This is a genomic window from Streptomyces sp. NBC_00209 (assembly GCF_045206345.1).
Lineage (GTDB): Bacteria > Actinomycetota > Actinomycetes > Streptomycetales > Streptomycetaceae > Streptomyces.
Map to the genome: position 1 here is coordinate 2,309,759 of NZ_CP108121.1, position 17,529 is coordinate 2,327,287.

Below are 17,529 nucleotides of genomic sequence, written 5' to 3' on the forward strand. Positions count from 1 at the left end.
CGCCGGGCAGGGAGCAGAGCCGGTCAGGGGGTACGGAAGGGGTGTCCCGTGGTGGTCTCGGTGACCAGCCGGTTGTGCGGCTGCGCGGCGCCGGACACCAGCACGGAGCCGTACCGCTCAAGCGATACGGAGCCGCCGTACTCGTCGATCACGTCGGTGCCGGGATAGACCTGGACGGCGGTCGGGACATAGCGTCCGGCGAAGCCGAGCCGCATCTCCTGGGTGCGTCCGGCGTGCGGCAGCGAGGCGTGCATCAGCGTGGACCAGAACATGATCGCCTCGCCGGGGCGCATCACCATGGAGGCCGCGTCCGACTCCTGCGGCTTCCAGCCCGGGTCGATCTGCAGCTCGCGGTAGTCGTATCCGAAGAAGCCGCGGCGGACGCCTTCCTTGTCCTCCTGGTTGATGCTCTCGGGGCGGTACTCCATGCGCTTGGTCTCGTCGTAGCGCATCCGCTCGTGGGTGCCGGGGATGAACTGCAGGCAGCCGGTCTCCTCGTTGGCCTCGGTGAAGGCCGTCCAGACCGTGATGGTGCCGCCGAACTCCTTGACCTCGTCGGGCCAGACGATCTGCGGCTTGCCCGAGGCGTTGGCGAAGGTGTCCGCCTGGTGCCAGTCGGTGCCCTCGTCGCCGGGGTACTTGGGGAAGAACTCGCTGCGCCAGCAGAGCACATCCGGGCCCAGGACGCTGTTGACGCGCTGCGTGATCTCGGGCCGGCCGATGTGGTCGGCGAGGAAGGCGTTGTCCAGATGGCGGTCGTAGTTGGAGATGTTGGTGTTGCCGGAGGCGGCCGCCCCGTCCTGGTAGACGGCCTGGGAGCGGTCCATCAGGCGCAGGCGCTCGCGGCGCCACATCGCCTGCATCTCCTCGATCTCGTACACCTTGAACGGGCCGTGGAAGCCGTTCTCGTGGAATGCCTCCAGCTCCTGCGGTGTGAGGGAGAAGCCGTGTGCGGTGCTGACGTCGTCCTGGATGGTCATGGTCCTCCTCCTACTTCCGGCCGGCGATCCGCGCGTCCGCGCAGTCGGCCAGTTCGTTGACGGTCGCCTCGTCCAGCTCGGCCCCGGTCAGGCTCAGCCCGTAACGCTGGTTGACCAGCGCGATGACGCGGGTGAAGGCCAGCGAGGTGACGCCGGCCGAGAACAGTTCGTCGTCGCCGCCGAGGCCGCTGTCCCCGCCGAGCACATCGGTGACCAGGCGCATGATCTCGGTGCCGGTGGCGGTGAGTTCGCCGCCGCGGCCGCCGGACGGGAACGCCTCGTCGAACGGGAGCAGATCGAGCGCGCGGCGGTCGGCCTTGCCCTGCGGGGTCAACGGCACCTCGCGCACCAGGCGGTACGCGGAGGGGCGCATGTACTCGGGCAGCGCACGGGCGGCCAGCTCGGACAGTTCGACGGCCAGCGTCCTCGCGGTCACCGCCTCGGCGCCGGGCGCCGGGACCAGATAGGCGAGGATGCGGACGTCTCCCTCTCCGTGGTCCTCGGGGGTGACGATGGCCGTGGCCACGGCCGCGTGGGTGGTCAGCAGCCGCTCGATCTCGCCGGGCTCGATCCGGTAGCCGCGGATCTTCACCTGGTCGTCGGTGCGCCCGAGGTAGCTGTAGCCGCCGTCGGCGGTCCGCTTGGCGAGGTCACCGGAGCGGTACCACCGCTGGGTGCCGTCCAGGGTCCGGAAGCGCTCCCGGGTCAGCTCGGAGCGGTGCAGATAGCCGCGGGCGACGCCGGTGCCGCCCACCCACATCTCTCCCGGTGTGCCGTCCTCGACCGGGGCGCCGTCCTCGTCGAGGAGCTTGATCCGGACGCCGGGGAGCGGGACGCCGATGGGTGAGGCATCCGGTTCGTCCAGGTCGGCGGTGCGGATCCGGCGGTGGGTGACGTGCACGGTCGTCTCGGTGATGCCGTACATGTTGACCAGCCGCGGCCGGTCGTCCCCGTACGCGGCGAGCCAGGTTCCGAGCTGCTTCACATCGAGCCGCTCACCACCGAACATGACGAGGCGCAGCGGGAGTTCCGCGCCGGGGTGCTGTGTCTCGACGGCGGCGAGGCCGCGAAAGGCCGAAGGGGTCTGGTTGAGGACGGTGACGCCCTCGGCGGCCAGGAGTTCCCGCAGCAGCTGGGGCGAGCGGGCGGTCTCGGTGGGGACGACGACGAGACGGCCGCCGTGCAGCAGGGCCCCCCAGATCTCCCAGACGGAGAAGTCGAAGCTGACGGAGTGGAAGAGCGTCCAGACGTCGTTCTCGTCGAAGCCGAAGAGTTCGCGGCCCTGTTCCATCAGAGCGACGACGTTGCCGTGCTCGATGAGCGTGCCCTTGGGGCGGCCCGTGGAACCGGAGGTGTGGATGACGTAGGCGAGGCTGTCCGCCCCGGTGCGGGGCAGAGCCGTGTCCGGCTCGCTGTCGCCGTCGGTGCCGTCGATGAGCAGCACCGGGGCATCGGCCGAGGCGACCGCCCGGGCCGTGTGGCCGAGTGCGAGCACCAGATCGACCTGGGTGTCGGCGAGCAGGTGGTCGAGCCGCTCGGCCGGGTAGCCGGGGTCGAGCGGCACATAGCCCGCGCCGGCCTTGAGGATGGCGAGCAGACCGACGATCAGCTCGATGCCGCGGTCGGCGCACAGCCCGACCAGACCGCCCGGGCCCTTGCGGGTGGCGGCGATCCGGCGGGCGAGCCGGTCGGCGCGGGCGTTGAGTGCGGCGTAGTCCAGGTGCTCGGTGCCGCAGCTGACAGCGGTGCGGCCGGGGAACTGCGCAGCCCGTTCCTCGAATATCTCGTGCAGGGTCCTGCCGGAGTGCATGAGGGCTCCTTCGGATGCCGGTGGGTCGCGGACGGGGTCAGTCGGATTCCTGCGCGCGGGCCTTGGTCGCGTACATCCCCCAGTGCTGGGGGGTGAGGGCTAGGTCCTGCAGGGTGCTCTGGACGAACATGCGCTCCCAGCCGCCGCCGCCCTTCTCCTCGGGGATCCACTGCTTGGTGAAGACCTCTCGGGCCGCCTCGTCCGTCCGGGCGCGCAGGCCCATGAGGTTGTAGTACGAGGCCGGCGACTTGAGGTGGATGAACCAGTGGATGCGGTCGGACAGGCCGAATGCCTCCTCGTAGAGGAAGATCGAACCGTGGTCGCCCAGGGTGCGGTTCCAGTTCTCCGTGAGCGCGCGGGCGAACTGGCGCCCCTCGGCGCGGAACTCGTAGTTGAGCTCACCGGTGCGGTGCATGAGCAGGCCGCAGGTGGTCGAGTTCAGGGTCTGCTCGGGCGACTGGGGCGCCTGGTGCTGTGCGGTGGGCACGGCGAGCTTCGCGAGCTCGCCCTCCTTGCCCCCGACCAGCGTCTCGGGCTCCTGGTCCGAGGTGCCGTACATGCCGAAGCTCTGCGGGATGAGCACGGTCTCCCGCAGCTCTCCGTCGAGGAACATGCGGTCCCAGGAGCCGCCGCCCTTCTCCTCGGCGATGCGGTTGCGGAACATGACCTCGCGCCAGCCCTCGTCCTGGGTGCCCATCTGGACGAGGGTTTCGTAGGCGTCGAGGGAGGCCATGTGGAGGAGCCAGTGCAGGCGGTCCTTGGTGCCGAAGGTCTCCTCGTAGACGAAGACCGAGGCGATGCCGACGTACTTCGTGTTGATGTACTCGGAGAGATCGCGGGCGAACTGACGTCCCTCATTGCGGAATTCCGCCCGCAGCTGACCGGTGCGCTCGACGATGATTCCGGAGTTTCCTGAATGCAGGATCTCCGTGGCCGGCAGCGAGGTCTGCTGCTGTGCCACCGGCAGCATGAACGGGTCGGGGGAATCAGGCATCACGGCACTCCGATCAAAGGGATGCAGGCAGGGGATGGCGCAGAGGTGCGCTGATGCGCCGATATTCTGCGTATGAATCTTCTTCCGGCGCACCCATGTTCTAGCGACGAACAGAACGTAACTCGGCCATGCGCGCGAAAGCAGCTCACTATTGAGCGAGTACGGAAAGGCGTTCGCCCAGGATGTCGGCGGCGCCCTCCATGAGATACGCGGCGACGGCGTCGACGTCGCGGTGGCGCCAGTCCTCCAGGGCGGTGCCCCGGACACAGCGGTTGAAGGCCCCGATCGCGGGTCCGGTGTGGATCTGGAAGTTGACGCGTTCGGCGGCCTCGCCGGCCAGCGCGGCGCGGGTGGAATGAGCGAAGTACCAGCGGAACACGAGGGCCATGCGCTGTCGGGGGCTGCGTTCGGCCTGCTCGACCAGGTGAGGGCGGCCGGTGTCCAGGTAGTGGCGGCGGGTCAGCTCCCAGACCTCGTCCAGGCCGCGCCGGAAGCAGGACTCCTCGATGCTGCGGCGGACCCCGGGGTCGAGGGCCTCCATGCTCTCCGCCTGCTGGTACAGCTTGCGGAGCTTGTTGCCCCGCGCGGCGAACAGCGTGCCCTTGCGCAGGACCTGGACCTGAGCACCCAGCTCGAACATGTCACCCGCGGGGGCGTAGGCCACGTCCTGCACGTCCGCGGCCGCGAGCATGTCCTTCACCAGGCCGGAGGTGCCGGCCTGGACCGAGCACTGGTTGACCGAGCCGGTGAGGACGAAGTCCGCGCCGAGGACGAAGGCGGCGGCGAGGCTCTCCGGGCTGCCGAGCCCGCCCGCGGCGCCCACGCGTACGTCCCGGGCGGCCGGGTGCTGGGCGGCGACGGTGCGGCGCAGGCGGAGCATGGCGGGGAGCAGGACCTGGGCGACGCCGCCGTCGGTGTGGCCGCCCGAATCCGCCTCGACGCACAGGTCACTGGCCACGGGCAGCTCCCCGGCGGCCTCGGCCTCCTGCGGGGTGAGCGCGCCCTCGCCGACCAGCCTGCGCAGTACGGATTCGGGGGCGGGCCGCAGAAACGCCTCGGCCACCTCGGGCCGGGACACCTTGGCGATCACCCGCCGCGGGGTGACGGCGCGCCCCTGCCGGTCCCGGTGCGCCCCGCTCAGCCGATAGCGCACCAGCGCGGGGGTGACCTGCGTGAAGCCGGCCGCCTCGACCAGCCGCACATCGTGCTGCAGATACAGCCGTACGGTGGCCTCCTCAAGCCCCGGGTCATCCAGCGCGTGCAGCAGATTCATCCCGAACGGTCCATCGGGTCCGAGCTCGCGGGTCAGCAGCCGCAACGCCTCGGCCACTCGTTCGAGCCGCAGCCCGCCGGCCCCGAAGCACCCGAGCATCCCGGCGCTCGCCATCCGCAGGACGAGGTCGGTGGAGGCCACGCCCTTGTACATGGCCCCGGCGACGTAGGCGAACCGCACCCCGTACTCCTCCCTGAACGCCGCGGATCCGAGCCGCTCGGGGCGGATGCGCGGGGTGGAGGCGGCGGGGACGGCGGTGCGCGTCGGAGGTGCGCTCCCGACCGGCTCCCGGTCCTCGCGTGACGAGGCCCACAGGCCCGTGAGGACCTTTCCCGGGCCGATCTCGGTCAGCTCGTGGACTCCGTGGGCACGGAGGTAGCCCATCACCTCGCGCCAGCGGACCGAACGGTGGATCTGGGCGGAGAGCAGCTCACGTACGGACGGGCCGTCGGCGGGGTAGGGACGGACCGTCACGTTGGAGATGACGGGGATGCGCGGGGCCGCGAACGGCACCTCGCGCAGGAACGCGGCGAACTCCTCGGCCGCCGGGGCCATGTAGCGGGAGTGGAAGGCGGCGCTGACGCCCAGCGGGACGCAGCGGGCCACCTTGCGCTCCTTGAGCACCTTCGCGAAGGCCGTCAGGGAATCGACCGGCCCCGAGAGCACCAGCTGCTCGGGACCGTTGTAGTTGGCGACGTCGATGTCCGTGGCCCCCGCCTCGGCGAGCAGCTCCGGCACCTCGACCGCCCGCGGTCCGACCACGGCCGTCATACCGCCGCCCCGGGCCCGCCCCATCAGCTCACCTCGCCGGGCGACCAGCCGGAGCCCGGTGGCGAAGTCGTAGCACCCGGCGGCGAGCAACGCGTTGTACTCGCCGAGGCTGTGCCCGGCCAGGTAGGCGGGGGCCGCCCCCTGCGACCGCGCCTCAAGCCACGAGAGCGCGTTCACCACGTACAACGCGGGCTGCAGGTACTGCGTGAGCCCCAGCCTGCGCTCCGGGTCGGTCAGGCACAGCTCACGTACGGAGAAGCCGAGGATGTCCTCGGCCTCGTCCACCAGCCCCGCGTGCCGCTCGAACAGCGAGGCGCCCATCCCCTTGTGCTGAGCGCCCTGGCCCGGGAAGACCCAGGCCCCACCCGTCACGGCGGCCGCGCCGAGCGGCGCCTCCCGCACCGCGGTCATCGCCGGGCCTCCCAGGGGAGTCGCTGATGCTGCGCGAAGTCCTGCAGCCGCCCGCGCACACCGTCCGAGGTGATCAGCCGGGCGAACTCCTCGACCGCGGCCTCCTCGTGCGCGTCGGAGAGAAACCACTGCCGCCGGTAGTACCGCTTGAGATCGCCCAGGGTGACCCCGTCCAGCTTCGAACTGCGGAAGGCCAGCCTCCGTACCAACGGCTCGGGATCCTCGGCCACCTCATCGACCAGCTGGAACGAGGCCGCGCGCAGGGCGTCCACCGGTTGGGTGCTCAGCGTCATGGCGTACGCCTTCTGGAATCCGGTCCTGCGGATGAGAAAGGGCGCCACGCAGCACGGCAGCAGCCCCCACAGCGCTTCCGGCAGGCTGAACCGGCTGCGTTCGGTCGCGTAGACGAAGTCGGCGGCCGCGACGAGACCCACGCCACCGCCCGCGGCCTGCCCGTCGACCTTGGCGACCACGATCCGCGGGATGGTCGTGAAGCGTCGGAGCAGTCCGAGGAACCGCTCGGCGCCCTCGCGCGCCGACGCGTCGTCGGGGAGCTCGGAGCCTCCGGCCTCGACCAGGTCCATCCCGGTGGAGAACACCCCGTCGCCGCCCTCGATGACGACGAGCCGGCAGTCGTCGTTCGCCTCGGCGAGGTCGAGCGCCTGGTGCAGCTCGGCGATCATCACCGGGTCGATGCTGTTGCTGCGCCCGGGCCGGTGCAGCGCGACCCGCAGGATTCCCGGTTCGGACGTGACGCGCAGCGCCCGGAAGTCGACGGCCCGGGGGCCCTGACCGCTCGGTGACATGGTCAACTCCATCGGTAGCTGCGGTGGAAGCCTTCGATCCGGTCGAGTACGAGGAGCCCCCGGCCGGCGAGTGCCCCGTCGTAGACGTCCCGGTACGGGGCGTGGTCGAAGACCTGGTCGCGCACCCCTGCCATGGCGAGCCGGGTGTGGCCGGCGAGGGTCTCGTACTGCCCGAAGGTGAGCGGCAGCCGTGCGTCGAGGGCGGCGCCGGTCTTCGCCTCGGCGAGCCGCTCCTGCGCCCGGTGCGTGACGATCCCGCTGAAGAACTCGGAGGTGCACCCGGAGCCGTACGAGAAGAGGCCGACCCTGCGGGGCTCGGTGAAGTCGCCGTGCTCGATGAGCGAGCACAGTGCGACGTAGAGACCGGCGGAATAGGTGTTGCCCATGCGGGCGCACCACTCCAGCGAGGGCGCGAGACGTCGTGTGAAGTCCTCTTCGATCCGGTCCGGGGCGGACTTGGCCACCTTGCGCAGGAGCTGGCGGTGGGCTCCCTTGACCATGCCCGCGAAGGGGGTGTGAAAGGCCAGGAAGTCGAAGGTGGTCAGCAGGTCCACTCCCTCGACCCGCTCCCGGTAGTCGGCGAACGTGGACTCCAGGCACTCCAGATAGGCGAGCAGCGACACGTCGGAGTCGCCCGCCGCGAGGTCGGCGCGCGGCCGGCAGGTGTCCATCACCTCGAAGCTGTGCAGACCCACCGCCCCGTGGTCGAGCGCGAGCACCGCGGGATCGCCGCCGAGCAGCATGGCCACGGCCCCGGCTCCGTGCGAGGGCTCCCAGTACGGCATGTCCGTGACCTCGCCACCGGCATCGGCGGCGATCACCAGCGCCTTGGCCTCGGGGACGGCCGAGGACGCGAGCAGGCCGAGCCCGGTGCGCAGGGCCGCGGTGCCCCCGTAGCAGGCGTGCTTGACCTCGAAGGACCGGCAGCGTTTGGACAGGCCGAGCTGGTCGTGCACGTACGCGCTCAGCGGTTTGCCGAAGTCGAGGCCGGACTCCGTGCCCACGACGACCGCCTCGATGCTGTCGCGCTCCTGCGGCGTGAGGGCGTCCACCAGCGGCTTGGCCGCGTTGACGGCGTTGGTGACGGGGTCCTCGCAGGGCAGGTTCACCGACTTCTGGCGCATCATCAGGTTGGCGAACCTGGAAGTGTCGAGGCCGCGCGCCTCGAACAGCGTCCGCGCTTCGATCACCGCCCGCCCGGTGTAGAGGTTGATGGCCTCGATCCCGGCGCTCACGGCGCGGTCCCCTCGGCCTTCGCGCTCCGGTGCACGGGGACCCACAGGGTGTCCCGCTGGCTGCCCTCGATGAGGGTGCTGTGCCAGACGGCTCCCCCCGCGGCCTCCGGCAGTCGCTGCGAGTCGCGCAGGGCACGCAGCCCCCGGTCGTTGCGCTCCATGTCGAGCAGCCGGTGGTACGAGTCGAGCGAGGTGGCGTGCAGAAGGAGGTGCAGGGTGTCCTGCCGGCCCCACATCTCCTCGTACAGGAAGGCCGTCATCCGGCCCTCCAGTGCCTGGTTGACGTAGCCGCACCACTCGAAGGCGAAGACCCGGGCCTCCTCGCGCAGCGCGTACGGCACACGGAAGGTGCGGTGCACGGTCAGTGCGGAGTTGACCGAGTTGAGGAGCCGCTCGGGAGGGAGTGTCGTCTGGTGCAGGGCGGCGGGCTGGAAGGTGTCGCCCGCGTGCTCGTGGTCCTCGTCGTGGTCGGTGTCGTCGTGGGCGCTCAGACCGTGCTGAGGACAGATGATCGTCTCGGACATGCTGCCCTCGACGAACATCCGCTCCCAGTTTCCGCCTCCCTTGCGCGGCAGGCGGTTGCGCTGCGAGACATCGCGCCAGGTGTCGTTGTGGTCGACCATGTCGAGCATGCGGGCGTAGTCGTCCGGGCGCTTGAGGTGCAGCAGCCAGTGCAGGCGGTTGTGGGTACCGAAGAGCTCCTCGAAGTGGAAGATGGAGATGTATCCGGCCTGCTTGGAGTTGATCAGCTCCACGAGTTCCGAGGAGAACTCGAGTCCCTCGTCACGGAATTCATTTTTCAGCTGCCCGACCCGGTGGATGAGGAACCCCGCGTTCGCCGAGTTCAGAAGGTGCTCCTCCGGAACGGAGGTCTGGTCCCTGGGCGGCCTGAGGGCGGTGGGAATGCTTCCCGTTCCAGGTATTTCGGTTTCCAGAGATACGGACATACTCACTCCCAGTTCTCGGAGTTCACGGTGCGGTGCGGTCACGCTAAAGGCGCGCGGCTGCCGCTTCTGCTCATTTCTGCGCGGTCCCGGCCCGCCGCTCCCTGCCCGGACCGCCGTTCGCGGCGGGTGTCTCCTCCGCCGGAGCGGCCCCCAGGGACCAGGTCGTCAGCCGTTCCTCACGCAGCCGCTCCTCGGCCCCGTGCTCCACCCTCCGCATGGACCAGCGCAGCAGCGGAGGTGCCATGACCGAGGTGCAGACCGCGATGAGAACGATCACCGTGTACATGGCAGTGCTCAGGATGCCGAGCCGGACACCCGCTGTGGCGAGGACCACCTCCACCACCCCGCGGGAGTTCATGCCGGCCCCGATGGCAAGCCCCTCCCAGTGCGACATGCGGCTGAGCCGCGCGCCCAGGTAGGCGCCCGCGAACTTGCCCACCACCGCGACCAGCAGGGTCGCCCCACCGAAGAGGAGTACCTGCCGGTCGACCAGCGCGGTCAGGTCGATCCGCAGCCCGGCGAGGGCGAGGAAGAGCGGGGCGAGCACCCCGAGCACGACGGTGCGCAGCGGCGCGAGGCGGGCCGGGTCCACCACACCGGGCCTTCCGATCAGCACGCCCACGAGGAACGCCCCGAGCAGCGGCTCCAGTTCCAGGGCCTGACTGGCCGCGGCGCACACCAGGACCAGCGCGACCACCACGGCCGTGGTCGGCATGGCCTCCGGGGAGCGTGCGGTACGGCGCAGCAGCGCCGAGATCACCGGCCGGCCGAGGATCAGCACCACCAGCGTGAAGCCGACGAGGGAGACCAGGGCGAGGGCGACGGAACCGGCCCGCAGGCCGCCGACCGACATGGCGGAGACCACCGACAGCATGAACCAGGCGGCGCAGTCGTCCAAGGCGGCCGAGGCCAGGGTCAGCTGCCCGACGTCCCGGTGGAGCAGCTTCATGTCGGAGAGGGTCTTGGCGATGACGGGTATCGCGCTCACGGAGAGGGCGACACCCAGGAAGAGCGCGAAGGTCGTGCGGTCGACCCGATCGACCAGAAGCTCCTCAGGCATCAGGAATCCGGCGGCCACCCCGAGTCCGAGCGGCACCAGCAGACCGGTCAGCCCGATGCTCGCGACACGGGCCCGGCGCCGCCGCAGCAGCCCCGTGTCCAGGTGCGCGCCGGCGACCGCGACCAGCAGCAGGACCCCCAACTGGCCGACCGCGTCGAGGAGATGCATCTGCTCCGCGTCGACGGGCAGCAGCGCCCCGGCGACGGAGGGTGCGAGCGCGCCGAGGACCGTGGGACCGAGCAGGACACCGGTGAGCAGCTCACCGACCACGGCCGGCAGACCGCAGCGCAGCGCGAGCCGCCCGAGCGTCAGCGCGAGCACCAGAAGCAGCGCCAGCTGCACGAGGAACAACAGGAGTTGATGAGAGCTCAGAGGAGGTGGGGCGACGAGCGCAAGACTCATGATTGTCTCTTCTCCCGTTCGGCACCCGCGGTCCTCCCCTGGGGGAGAGCGAGCGGTGGGCAAGGGCCAGCGGAGCATGACCCGCCCGGCGGCTCACCACCAGCCAAAAGTGAGCAGCCTCTACGCCTCCGCCCGCCCTGCCCCGTCCACCTCTGCCTGCCCTGCCCCCTCCGCAGTGCGGGCCCGTGCGGGTCGGTGCTCAATTTGGAGCAGACGCCCGGGTGGCGAGCACCGGACCATCGAGCACCCGAACAGCGCTCGAACGTTTATCGCGCCCGCATCCGGTTGCGCGCCTCATGCCGGCGCCGCCTCCCGGCCCGCCACCGAGCACGGCCCGTGTGTTCCGGCCCGACGGGTCTGCCACCGATTGGAGACACAGATGACGCAGTCCCCGCAGAGCGCCGACGAACCGCCCGTCCTGCCCACGGGCCCCCGTGTCGATCCGTATGCGCTGTACGCCGAGATGCGTGAGCGGACCGTGGTGCAGCAGATCAAGGAGCCCAACGGCCTGGAGCGCTGGCTGATCCTCACCTATGAGCAGGCGCGCGACGCGTTCACCGACGAGCGGCTCTCCAAGGACCCCAAGCGGGCCTACGAGAAGCTCCGCAGCGCCGGATACGTCACCAGTGACAAGGACGACAAGGCCGACTACCTCTACCACCTGCTCAACACCGATCCGCCGGACCACACCCGGCTGCGCCGCCTGGTCGGCAAGGCGTTCACCATGCGCCGGGTGGAGGAACTTCGGCCGCGGGTGGAGGAGATCGCCGACGAGCTCATCGACAGGATCGCGGAACGCGGCGAGGCGGACCTCGTGGAGGACTTCTCCCATCCGCTGTCCGTCGCGGTCATCTGCGAGATGCTCGGGGTCCCGCCGGAGCGCCGCAAGGACTTCCGGGTGTGGGCCACCGCGATGCTGACCGCGCCCGACCAGGTGGACGGGAACACCATGGGCCCGCAGGAGGGCTACGCCCTGATGCGGCGGTTCTTCACCGAGCTGCTCGCCGAGAAGCGCGCCGCACTCGGTGAACCGGACGACGCCGCGGTCCAGCCGGACGTGCTCAGCGGACTGATCGCGGCCCACGACGCGCAGGACCGGCTGTCCGAGACCGAGCTGATCTCCACCGCGATGCTGCTGCTCAGCGCCGGCCAGGAGCCCACCGTCAACCTGATCAACAACGGGATGCTCGCGCTGTTCACGCATCCGGACCAGCTGGAGCTGCTCAGGAACAAGCCGGAGCTGCTGCCGACGGCCGTGGACGAGTTCCTGCGCTACGACCCTCCGGTGGAACTGTCCACGATGCGTGTCGCGGTCGAGGACATCGAGATCGCCGGAACGATCGTGCCCGCGGGCTCGGTGGTCACCGCGGCCATCGCCTCGGCGCACCGTGACGGTACGGAGTTCGAACGGCCCGACGAGCTCGATGTGGCACGCACCCACAACCCCCACCTGGCCTTCGGCCACGGCATCCACCACTGCGTCGGGGCGCCGCTCGCCCGCCTCGAAGGCCAGGTCGCCGTGGGCGCGCTCCTGCGCCGGCTGCCCGACATCGCACTCGGCTGCCCCGCCGAGGAGCTGAGCTGGCGCCCCACCCGGATCATGCGCGGTCTCACCGCCCTGCCGGTTTCGTTCACTCCTCAGCCCTGAGCCCCCGCACCCCCTGCCGTACCCCCACGGCTTCCCAGACATACGGCGGCGCGTACCGACGGTCCCCCACGCCCCGACGCACCGCCGATCCACTACGGAGGAACTCGACTCATGACCAGGAACCCGGAATACAACCGCCGCCGCGTTCTGCAGTTCGGCGCCGCCGTCGGTGCCGCCATGGGCACCGGCGCGCTGGTGAGCTGCGGCCGGTCCGACGACGCGAAGAGCAGCAGCGCGAAGACCACCTCGCTGCTGCGCGTCGCCGCGGCGGACGCCACCAACAGCAGCGGGCTCGACCCGCGCTCCAGCAGCATCGGCGCCAGCCTCATCGCCCTGCGCCACGTCTACGACTCGCTCATGGTCCTCAAGGACGGCAGCTACGCCTACAGCCTCGCCGAGTCCGTCGAGCCGAACGGCGACGCCACCCGCTGGACCGTACGGCTGCGCAAGAACGCCACCTTCCACGACGGCCGCCCGGTCCGGGCCGCCGACGTCGCGTACAGCATCAAGACCCTCGCCACCCCGCCGAGCAACCGCGCATCGGTCTACGCGGACGTCGACACCGCCGCCATCAAGGTGGTGGACGAGCACGCGGTGGAGATCCCGCTCAAGCGTCCCCGGGGCGACTTCAAGGAGAGCTCGCTCGTGGTGTTCTCCGTGGTCTTCCCCGACGGGACCAAGGACTTCGCCAAGGCGATCGGCTCGGGCCCGTACAAGCTGAGCACCAGCGACGAGCGCACCGTGCGGCTGGTCGCCAACCCGGACTACTGGGGCACCAAGCCCACCATCCAGACCCTGGAGATCAGCCGGATCGCCGACCCCACGGCCCGGCTCAACGCCGTCAAGAGCGGCCAGGTCGACTACGCCGTGGGCATCGGTGCGGCCTCGGCGCGCGCCGAGCGCGCCAACCGGGCGCTGAGCATCGTGCGCACGGGCGTGGCCAACGCCAACGGCCTGTCCTTCGCCATGAACCAGCGGCTCGCCCCCTTCGACGACCCGCGGGTGCGGCGTGCGGTGCGGCTCTCCGCGGACCGTGAGGCGCTGGTCGCCAAGTCGCTGCTCGGGCTCGGAACCACCGCGGACGACGTCATCGGCAAGGACCTGCCGGGATACGCCCCCGGCATCGCGCCGCGCAAGCGCGATGTGGCCGAGGCGCGCCGCCTGTTCAAGGAGGCGGGGGTGAGCGAACTGACGTTGCGCACCTCCGAGATCGTGCCCGGCATGCTCAGCGCGAGCCGGCTGTTCGCCCAGCAGCTCGCCGAGGCCGGCGTGAAGCTGACTCTCGACGAGGTGCCCGCCGATTCGTACTACGCGGACCTCACGTCCCTGGCCACCCACCCCTTCCAGGCTTTCTACTACATCAACCGTCCGGCCTCGGTGCACCTGGCGACGGTCACCCACCAGAAGGCCCCGTTCAATGTCACCGGCACCGGCAAGGGCTGGTGGCGCCGGCTCGCGATCGCCCAGACCACCACCGATGACGACGCCCGCGCGAAGGCGTTCGACGCCCTGCAGATGGAGTTCTACGACAACGGCGGCGACGTCCTCTGGGGGTTCCAGGAGCAGCCGGACGCCGCGCGCAAGGGCATCGAGGGTGTGTACGTCAACCAGTCGGCGGCCATGTTCGACCGCGCCACGACCTCATGACCATCGCCCGGTTCGCGGTACGGCGGCTGCTCGCGGCCTGCGCGTTGTTCCTCGCCGTCTCCTTCCTGCTGTTCGCCGGTTCGGAGGTGCTGCCGGGCGATGCGGCCGCCGCGGCGCTCGGCCCGAACACCACCCCCGAACAGATCGCGGCCCTGCACTCCGAGTGGGGCCTCGACCAGCCCTGGGCGATGCGGTGGGCCAAGTGGCTCCTCGCGGCTGTCCAGGGGGACCTGGGCACGAGCATGTTCAGCCGGCAGCCGGTCACCGAGCTGGTGTCCCAGCCGTTCATGGAGACGTCCCTGCTCGTCCTCCTCGCGGCGGCGATCGCGGTGCCTCTGGCGCTCGTCCTCGGCACGCTCTCCGGACTGCGGCCCGGCTCGCGGACCGACCGGGTGCTCTCGGGCACCTCGGTGACGCTGGTGTCCATCCCGCAGTTCGTCACCGCGAGCCTGCTGGCCCTGGTGTTCAGCTCCCTGCTCGGCCTGCTGCCGTCGGTGGTGATGCCGCCGATCGGCGGCCGGGTCTGGGACCGGCCGGAGGACCTGGTCCTGCCCGTCGCGGCACTCTCGGTCTTCGCCATCGCCTGGGCCGCCCGCCTGGTGCGCTCCACCGTGATGGACGCCGACTCCCTGCCCTCGGTGGAAGCGGCGCGCCTGGCCGGGCTGCCGGAGGGCGTCGTCCTGCGCAGGCATCTGCTGCCGGCCGTGGTGCCGCCGTGCGCCCACGCGTTCGCCTGGCTCGTCAGCGGCCTGTTCGGGGGCACGGCCGTGGTGGAGCAGGTGTTCTCGTATCCCGGACTCTCCGGGGTGCTCGTCGGCGCGGTGCGCCACCACGACACACCGGTGCTCGAAGGGGTCGGCCTGCTGCTCGGCGGCGTCATCATCCTGGCTCTGGCCACGGCCGACGTCATCGCTCTGCTCGCCACGCCCAGACTGAGGACGGCCGCGGTATGAAGTCTTCCACGCAGGACACCCCGGGGACGCGCCCCCGTACCCCCGCCGAGCGCCCCGGGGCGGGATCCCGTACGTCCCACGAGGGCCCGGCTCCGCGGCCCCGAGGGCCGCTGCGCCGCGTCCTGGCCGCCTTCGGCATGCTGCCCGGCCTCCTCGTCGGCCTGGTGGCGGTGGTCGGTCCGTGGGTGGTCGGACCCGACCCCGAGCGGATCACCGCCGAACCGTACGCGGCCGCGCGGGCCGGTCTGCTGCTCGGCGCCGACGAGTCCGGCCGTGATGTGGCCGCCCGGCTGCTCGCGGGCGGCCGCGAGCTGGTCCTCGTACCGGTGATCGCGACCGTGCTCACCGCTGTGCTCGGTACGTTGCTGGGCATGCTCGCGGGGTATCTCGGGGGCCGCCTGGAGACGGCGGTCGCTCAGCTCAACACCCTGTTCCTGGCGCTGCCTCCGGTCCTCGTCCTCCTGGTGCTCCTCAACGGCTGGGGCAACTCGCCCCTCACCCTGACCACGGTCGTGGCCGTGGTCGGCGTCCCGTTCGTGGCCCGGGTGGCGGCTGCCTCGACCGCCCAGCTCAGACAGAACGCGTACGTCGAACAGGCCGTCGGGCTCGGCGAGAGCACCGCGTCCGTACTGCTGCGGGACGTGCTGCCCAACATCGTGCGGCCCGTACTCGCGGACGCCGGCACCCGTCTCGCGATCGCCATCACCCTGACCGCGTCGGCGGGCTTCCTCGGGTTCGGCAGTGCGGCTCCCCACTGGGGGGCGATGATCAGCCAGAACATGCAGGGGATCTCGCTGAACCCCTGGGGAGTACTGGCTCCCGCTGTCCTCCTGAGTGCGCTGACCGTCTCGGCCAACCGTCTCCTGGACCGCCTCTCAGCAAGGATCGGACATTGAAGACCACACGCTCCCGCCCCGCGCCGCCCGCCGAACAGGCCGTCGCGATGTCCGCCGGGTCGCCTGACGAACCGCCGGCGGACCGCTCAGCGCTGATCGAGGTGTCCGGGCTCACCATCGCCGCCCCCGGCGGGCCGCCCGTCCTCGACGCCGTCTCCCTCGCCGTGCGCCGAGGGGAAAGGGTGTGCATCGTCGGCGAGTCCGGATCCGGCAAGACCACGCTCGCGCTCGCCCTCCTCGGCGCCCTGCGACCGGGTCTGCGGGCCACCGCCGGGCACGTCCTGGTCGACGGCCAGGACGCGCTGGCCCTGCGCGGCACCGCCCTGCGCCGGCACCGTCGCCGGGTCGTCTCCTACCTCCCGCAGGACCCCGCCACCGCGCTCACCGCCACTCTGCGCGTACGCGGACAGCTCACCGAGCTGTCCGCCACGTCCTCGACGGCCGAGGTGTCACGCCGCCTCGCCGAGGTCGCCCTGCCCGGCGACGCGCCCTTCCAGCGCCGCTTTCCGCACCAGCTGTCGGGCGGACAGCAGCAGCGGCTCGCCCTGGCACGCAGCACCTCCTCGATGCCCGACGTCCTCGTCCTGGACGAACCGACCACGGGGCTCGACGTCCATGCCCGACAGGCGGTCATGGAACAGATCGACCGCCTGGCCCGCGCGCGCGACCTGGCCCTCGTCCTCATCACCCATGACCTGTCGGTGGCGGGGACCGCCGACCGGCTCGTCGTGATGCGCCAGGGCCGGATCGTGGAACAGGGTCCCCTGCCCGGCACACTGGACCACCCGGCGGCCGCCTACACCCGCGAGCTCATCCGGGCGACGCCGTCCCTGGAAGGCGTCACCCGCGAAGGTGCGGCGCCCCGCTCCCCCGTCCCGGCCTCCACCACGCCCCTGTTGCGGGTCACCGGCCTGGGCGCGGGGCACGGGCGCGGCAAGCAGCGCCGCCAGGTGGTGTCCGGCGTCTCCTTCGAGGTCCACCGCGGCGAATCCGTGGCGCTGCTCGGGGTCTCCGGCAGCGGCAAGAGCACCATCGCACGGTGTCTCACCGGCGTCCACGTCCCCGATGCGGGCACGGTGTCACTGGAGGGCGACGTGCTTCCGACGGCGCTGCGGAACCGCTCACCGGAGCTGCGCCGGCGCATCCAGCTGGTGCCCCAGGACTCCAGCGGCTCACTCAACCCCCGCCGTACGGTGGGCAGTACGCTGCTGAACCCGTTGGTCCGCCTGCTCGGCATGGAGCCCCCGGCGGCGGCCGAGCGGATGAGGGAACTGCTCACCCAGGTGGAACTCGACCCGGCGCTCGCCGGGCGCCATCCGCACGAGCTGTCCGGCGGTCAGCGGCAGCGGGTCTCGATCGCCCGCGCGCTCACGGTGAACCCCGAGGTGCTGATCTGCGACGAGATGACGTCGAGTCTGGATGTACGGGTCCAGGCGGCCATTCTCGAACTGCTGACGGAACTGCGCAGGGGACTGGGCCTCGGTATCGTGCTGATCACCCACGACCTGGGGGTTCTCGCCTCCGCCGCGGACCGGGCGCTCGTCCTCCATGAGGGGCGCACCTGCGAGCAGGGGCTGGTGAGCGACATCCTGACGTCACCGCAACACCCCTGGACGCAGTCCTTGCTGACGGCTGCCGAGCGGGAGCGCGGCGACCGGACGGAGCCCGACGCCTCTACCCTGGCCGTGAGTTGACG

13 protein-coding genes are annotated in these 17,529 nt (G+C 71.0%); 5 read left to right on the forward strand and 8 right to left on the reverse strand.

The window, feature by feature from the left end; all coding sequences use genetic code 11:
* Positions 1-23 precede the first annotated feature (23 nt).
* From OG867_RS09975 to OG867_RS10010, 8 genes are all read right to left on the reverse strand, one after another.
* Positions 24-980, reverse strand: a complete 957-nt coding sequence (locus OG867_RS09975) for a chlorinating enzyme (RefSeq protein WP_328902102.1) — start codon at positions 978-980, stop codon at positions 24-26.
* 10 nt (positions 981-990) lie between these two features.
* A complete protein-coding gene (locus OG867_RS09980) occupies positions 991-2,790 on the reverse strand; it encodes an amino acid adenylation domain-containing protein (RefSeq protein WP_406284356.1) in 1,800 nt (599 codons plus the stop codon).
* Positions 2,791-2,827: 37 nt separating this feature from the next.
* Complete coding sequence (locus tag OG867_RS09985; protein WP_406284358.1) at positions 2,828-3,784, reverse strand: DUF6039 family protein; 957 nt, start codon at positions 3,782-3,784, stop codon at positions 2,828-2,830.
* A 148-nt stretch (positions 3,785-3,932) separates the two neighbouring features.
* A complete protein-coding gene (gene fabD, locus OG867_RS09990) occupies positions 3,933-6,239 on the reverse strand; it encodes an ACP S-malonyltransferase (protein ID WP_406284360.1) in 2,307 nt (768 codons plus the stop codon).
* Positions 6,236-7,045, reverse strand: coding sequence for an enoyl-CoA hydratase-related protein (locus OG867_RS09995; RefSeq protein ID WP_406284362.1), 810 nt, complete (start codon positions 7,043-7,045; stop codon positions 6,236-6,238). Before OG867_RS09995 ends, fabD begins: the two co-directional genes overlap by 4 nt.
* Positions 7,046-7,047: 2 nt before the next feature.
* On the reverse strand, positions 7,048-8,280 hold the full coding sequence (locus tag OG867_RS10000; protein ID WP_328902097.1) for a hydroxymethylglutaryl-CoA synthase: 1,233 nt from the start codon (positions 8,278-8,280) through the stop codon (positions 7,048-7,050).
* A complete protein-coding gene (locus tag OG867_RS10005; RefSeq protein ID WP_328902096.1) occupies positions 8,277-9,227 on the reverse strand; it encodes a DUF6039 family protein in 951 nt (316 codons plus the stop codon). Before OG867_RS10005 ends, OG867_RS10000 begins: the two co-directional genes overlap by 4 nt.
* 70 nt (positions 9,228-9,297) lie before the next feature.
* Complete coding sequence (locus OG867_RS10010) at positions 9,298-10,689, reverse strand: cation:proton antiporter (RefSeq protein ID WP_406284365.1); 1,392 nt, start codon at positions 10,687-10,689, stop codon at positions 9,298-9,300.
* 379 nt (positions 10,690-11,068) lie between these two features.
* Between OG867_RS10010 and OG867_RS10015 the strand changes: the two genes are divergently transcribed.
* The 5 genes from OG867_RS10015 to OG867_RS10035 all read left to right on the forward strand — a co-directional run bounded on the left by OG867_RS10015 (position 11,069) and on the right by OG867_RS10035 (position 17,527).
* On the forward strand, positions 11,069-12,337 hold the full coding sequence (locus OG867_RS10015; RefSeq protein ID WP_406284367.1) for a cytochrome P450: 1,269 nt from the start codon (positions 11,069-11,071) through the stop codon (positions 12,335-12,337).
* 111 nt (positions 12,338-12,448) lie between these two features.
* Complete coding sequence (locus OG867_RS10020; RefSeq protein ID WP_406284369.1) at positions 12,449-13,984, forward strand: ABC transporter substrate-binding protein; 1,536 nt, start codon at positions 12,449-12,451, stop codon at positions 13,982-13,984.
* Positions 13,981-14,937 (forward strand): ABC transporter permease, encoded by a 957-nt coding sequence (locus OG867_RS10025; RefSeq protein ID WP_328902092.1) that lies wholly within the window; start codon positions 13,981-13,983, stop codon positions 14,935-14,937. Before OG867_RS10020 ends, OG867_RS10025 begins: the two co-directional genes overlap by 4 nt.
* On the forward strand, positions 14,934-15,833 hold the full coding sequence (locus OG867_RS10030) for an ABC transporter permease (RefSeq protein ID WP_406284371.1): 900 nt from the start codon (positions 14,934-14,936) through the stop codon (positions 15,831-15,833). Before OG867_RS10025 ends, OG867_RS10030 begins: the two co-directional genes overlap by 4 nt.
* Entirely contained in the window at positions 15,830-17,527 is a 1,698-nt protein-coding gene (locus OG867_RS10035) for an ABC transporter ATP-binding protein (protein ID WP_406284373.1), read from the forward strand. The genes OG867_RS10030 and OG867_RS10035 overlap by 4 nt, the downstream gene beginning before the upstream one ends.
* Positions 17,528-17,529: the final 2 nt, after the last annotated feature.

Coding starts and splice junctions, on each gene's coding strand:
- OG867_RS09975 (WP_328902102.1), bottom strand. CDS start 980: ATGACCATCCAGGACGACGTCAGCACCGCACACGGCTTCTCCCTCACA.
- OG867_RS09980 (WP_406284356.1), bottom strand. CDS start 2,790: ATGCACTCCGGCAGGACCCTGCACGAGATATTCGAGGAACGGGCTGCG.
- OG867_RS09985 (WP_406284358.1), bottom strand. CDS start 3,784: ATGCCTGATTCCCCCGACCCGTTCATGCTGCCGGTGGCACAGCAGCAG.
- fabD (WP_406284360.1), bottom strand. CDS start 6,239: ATGACCGCGGTGCGGGAGGCGCCGCTCGGCGCGGCCGCCGTGACGGGT.
- OG867_RS09995 (WP_406284362.1), bottom strand. CDS start 7,045: ATGTCACCGAGCGGTCAGGGCCCCCGGGCCGTCGACTTCCGGGCGCTG.
- OG867_RS10005 (WP_328902096.1), bottom strand. CDS start 9,227: ATGTCCGTATCTCTGGAAACCGAAATACCTGGAACGGGAAGCATTCCC.
- OG867_RS10010 (WP_406284365.1), bottom strand. CDS start 10,689: ATGAGTCTTGCGCTCGTCGCCCCACCTCCTCTGAGCTCTCATCAACTC.
- OG867_RS10015 (WP_406284367.1), top strand. CDS start 11,069: ATGACGCAGTCCCCGCAGAGCGCCGACGAACCGCCCGTCCTGCCCACG.
- OG867_RS10020 (WP_406284369.1), top strand. CDS start 12,449: ATGACCAGGAACCCGGAATACAACCGCCGCCGCGTTCTGCAGTTCGGC.
- OG867_RS10025 (WP_328902092.1), top strand. CDS start 13,981: ATGACCATCGCCCGGTTCGCGGTACGGCGGCTGCTCGCGGCCTGCGCG.
- OG867_RS10030 (WP_406284371.1), top strand. CDS start 14,934: ATGAAGTCTTCCACGCAGGACACCCCGGGGACGCGCCCCCGTACCCCC.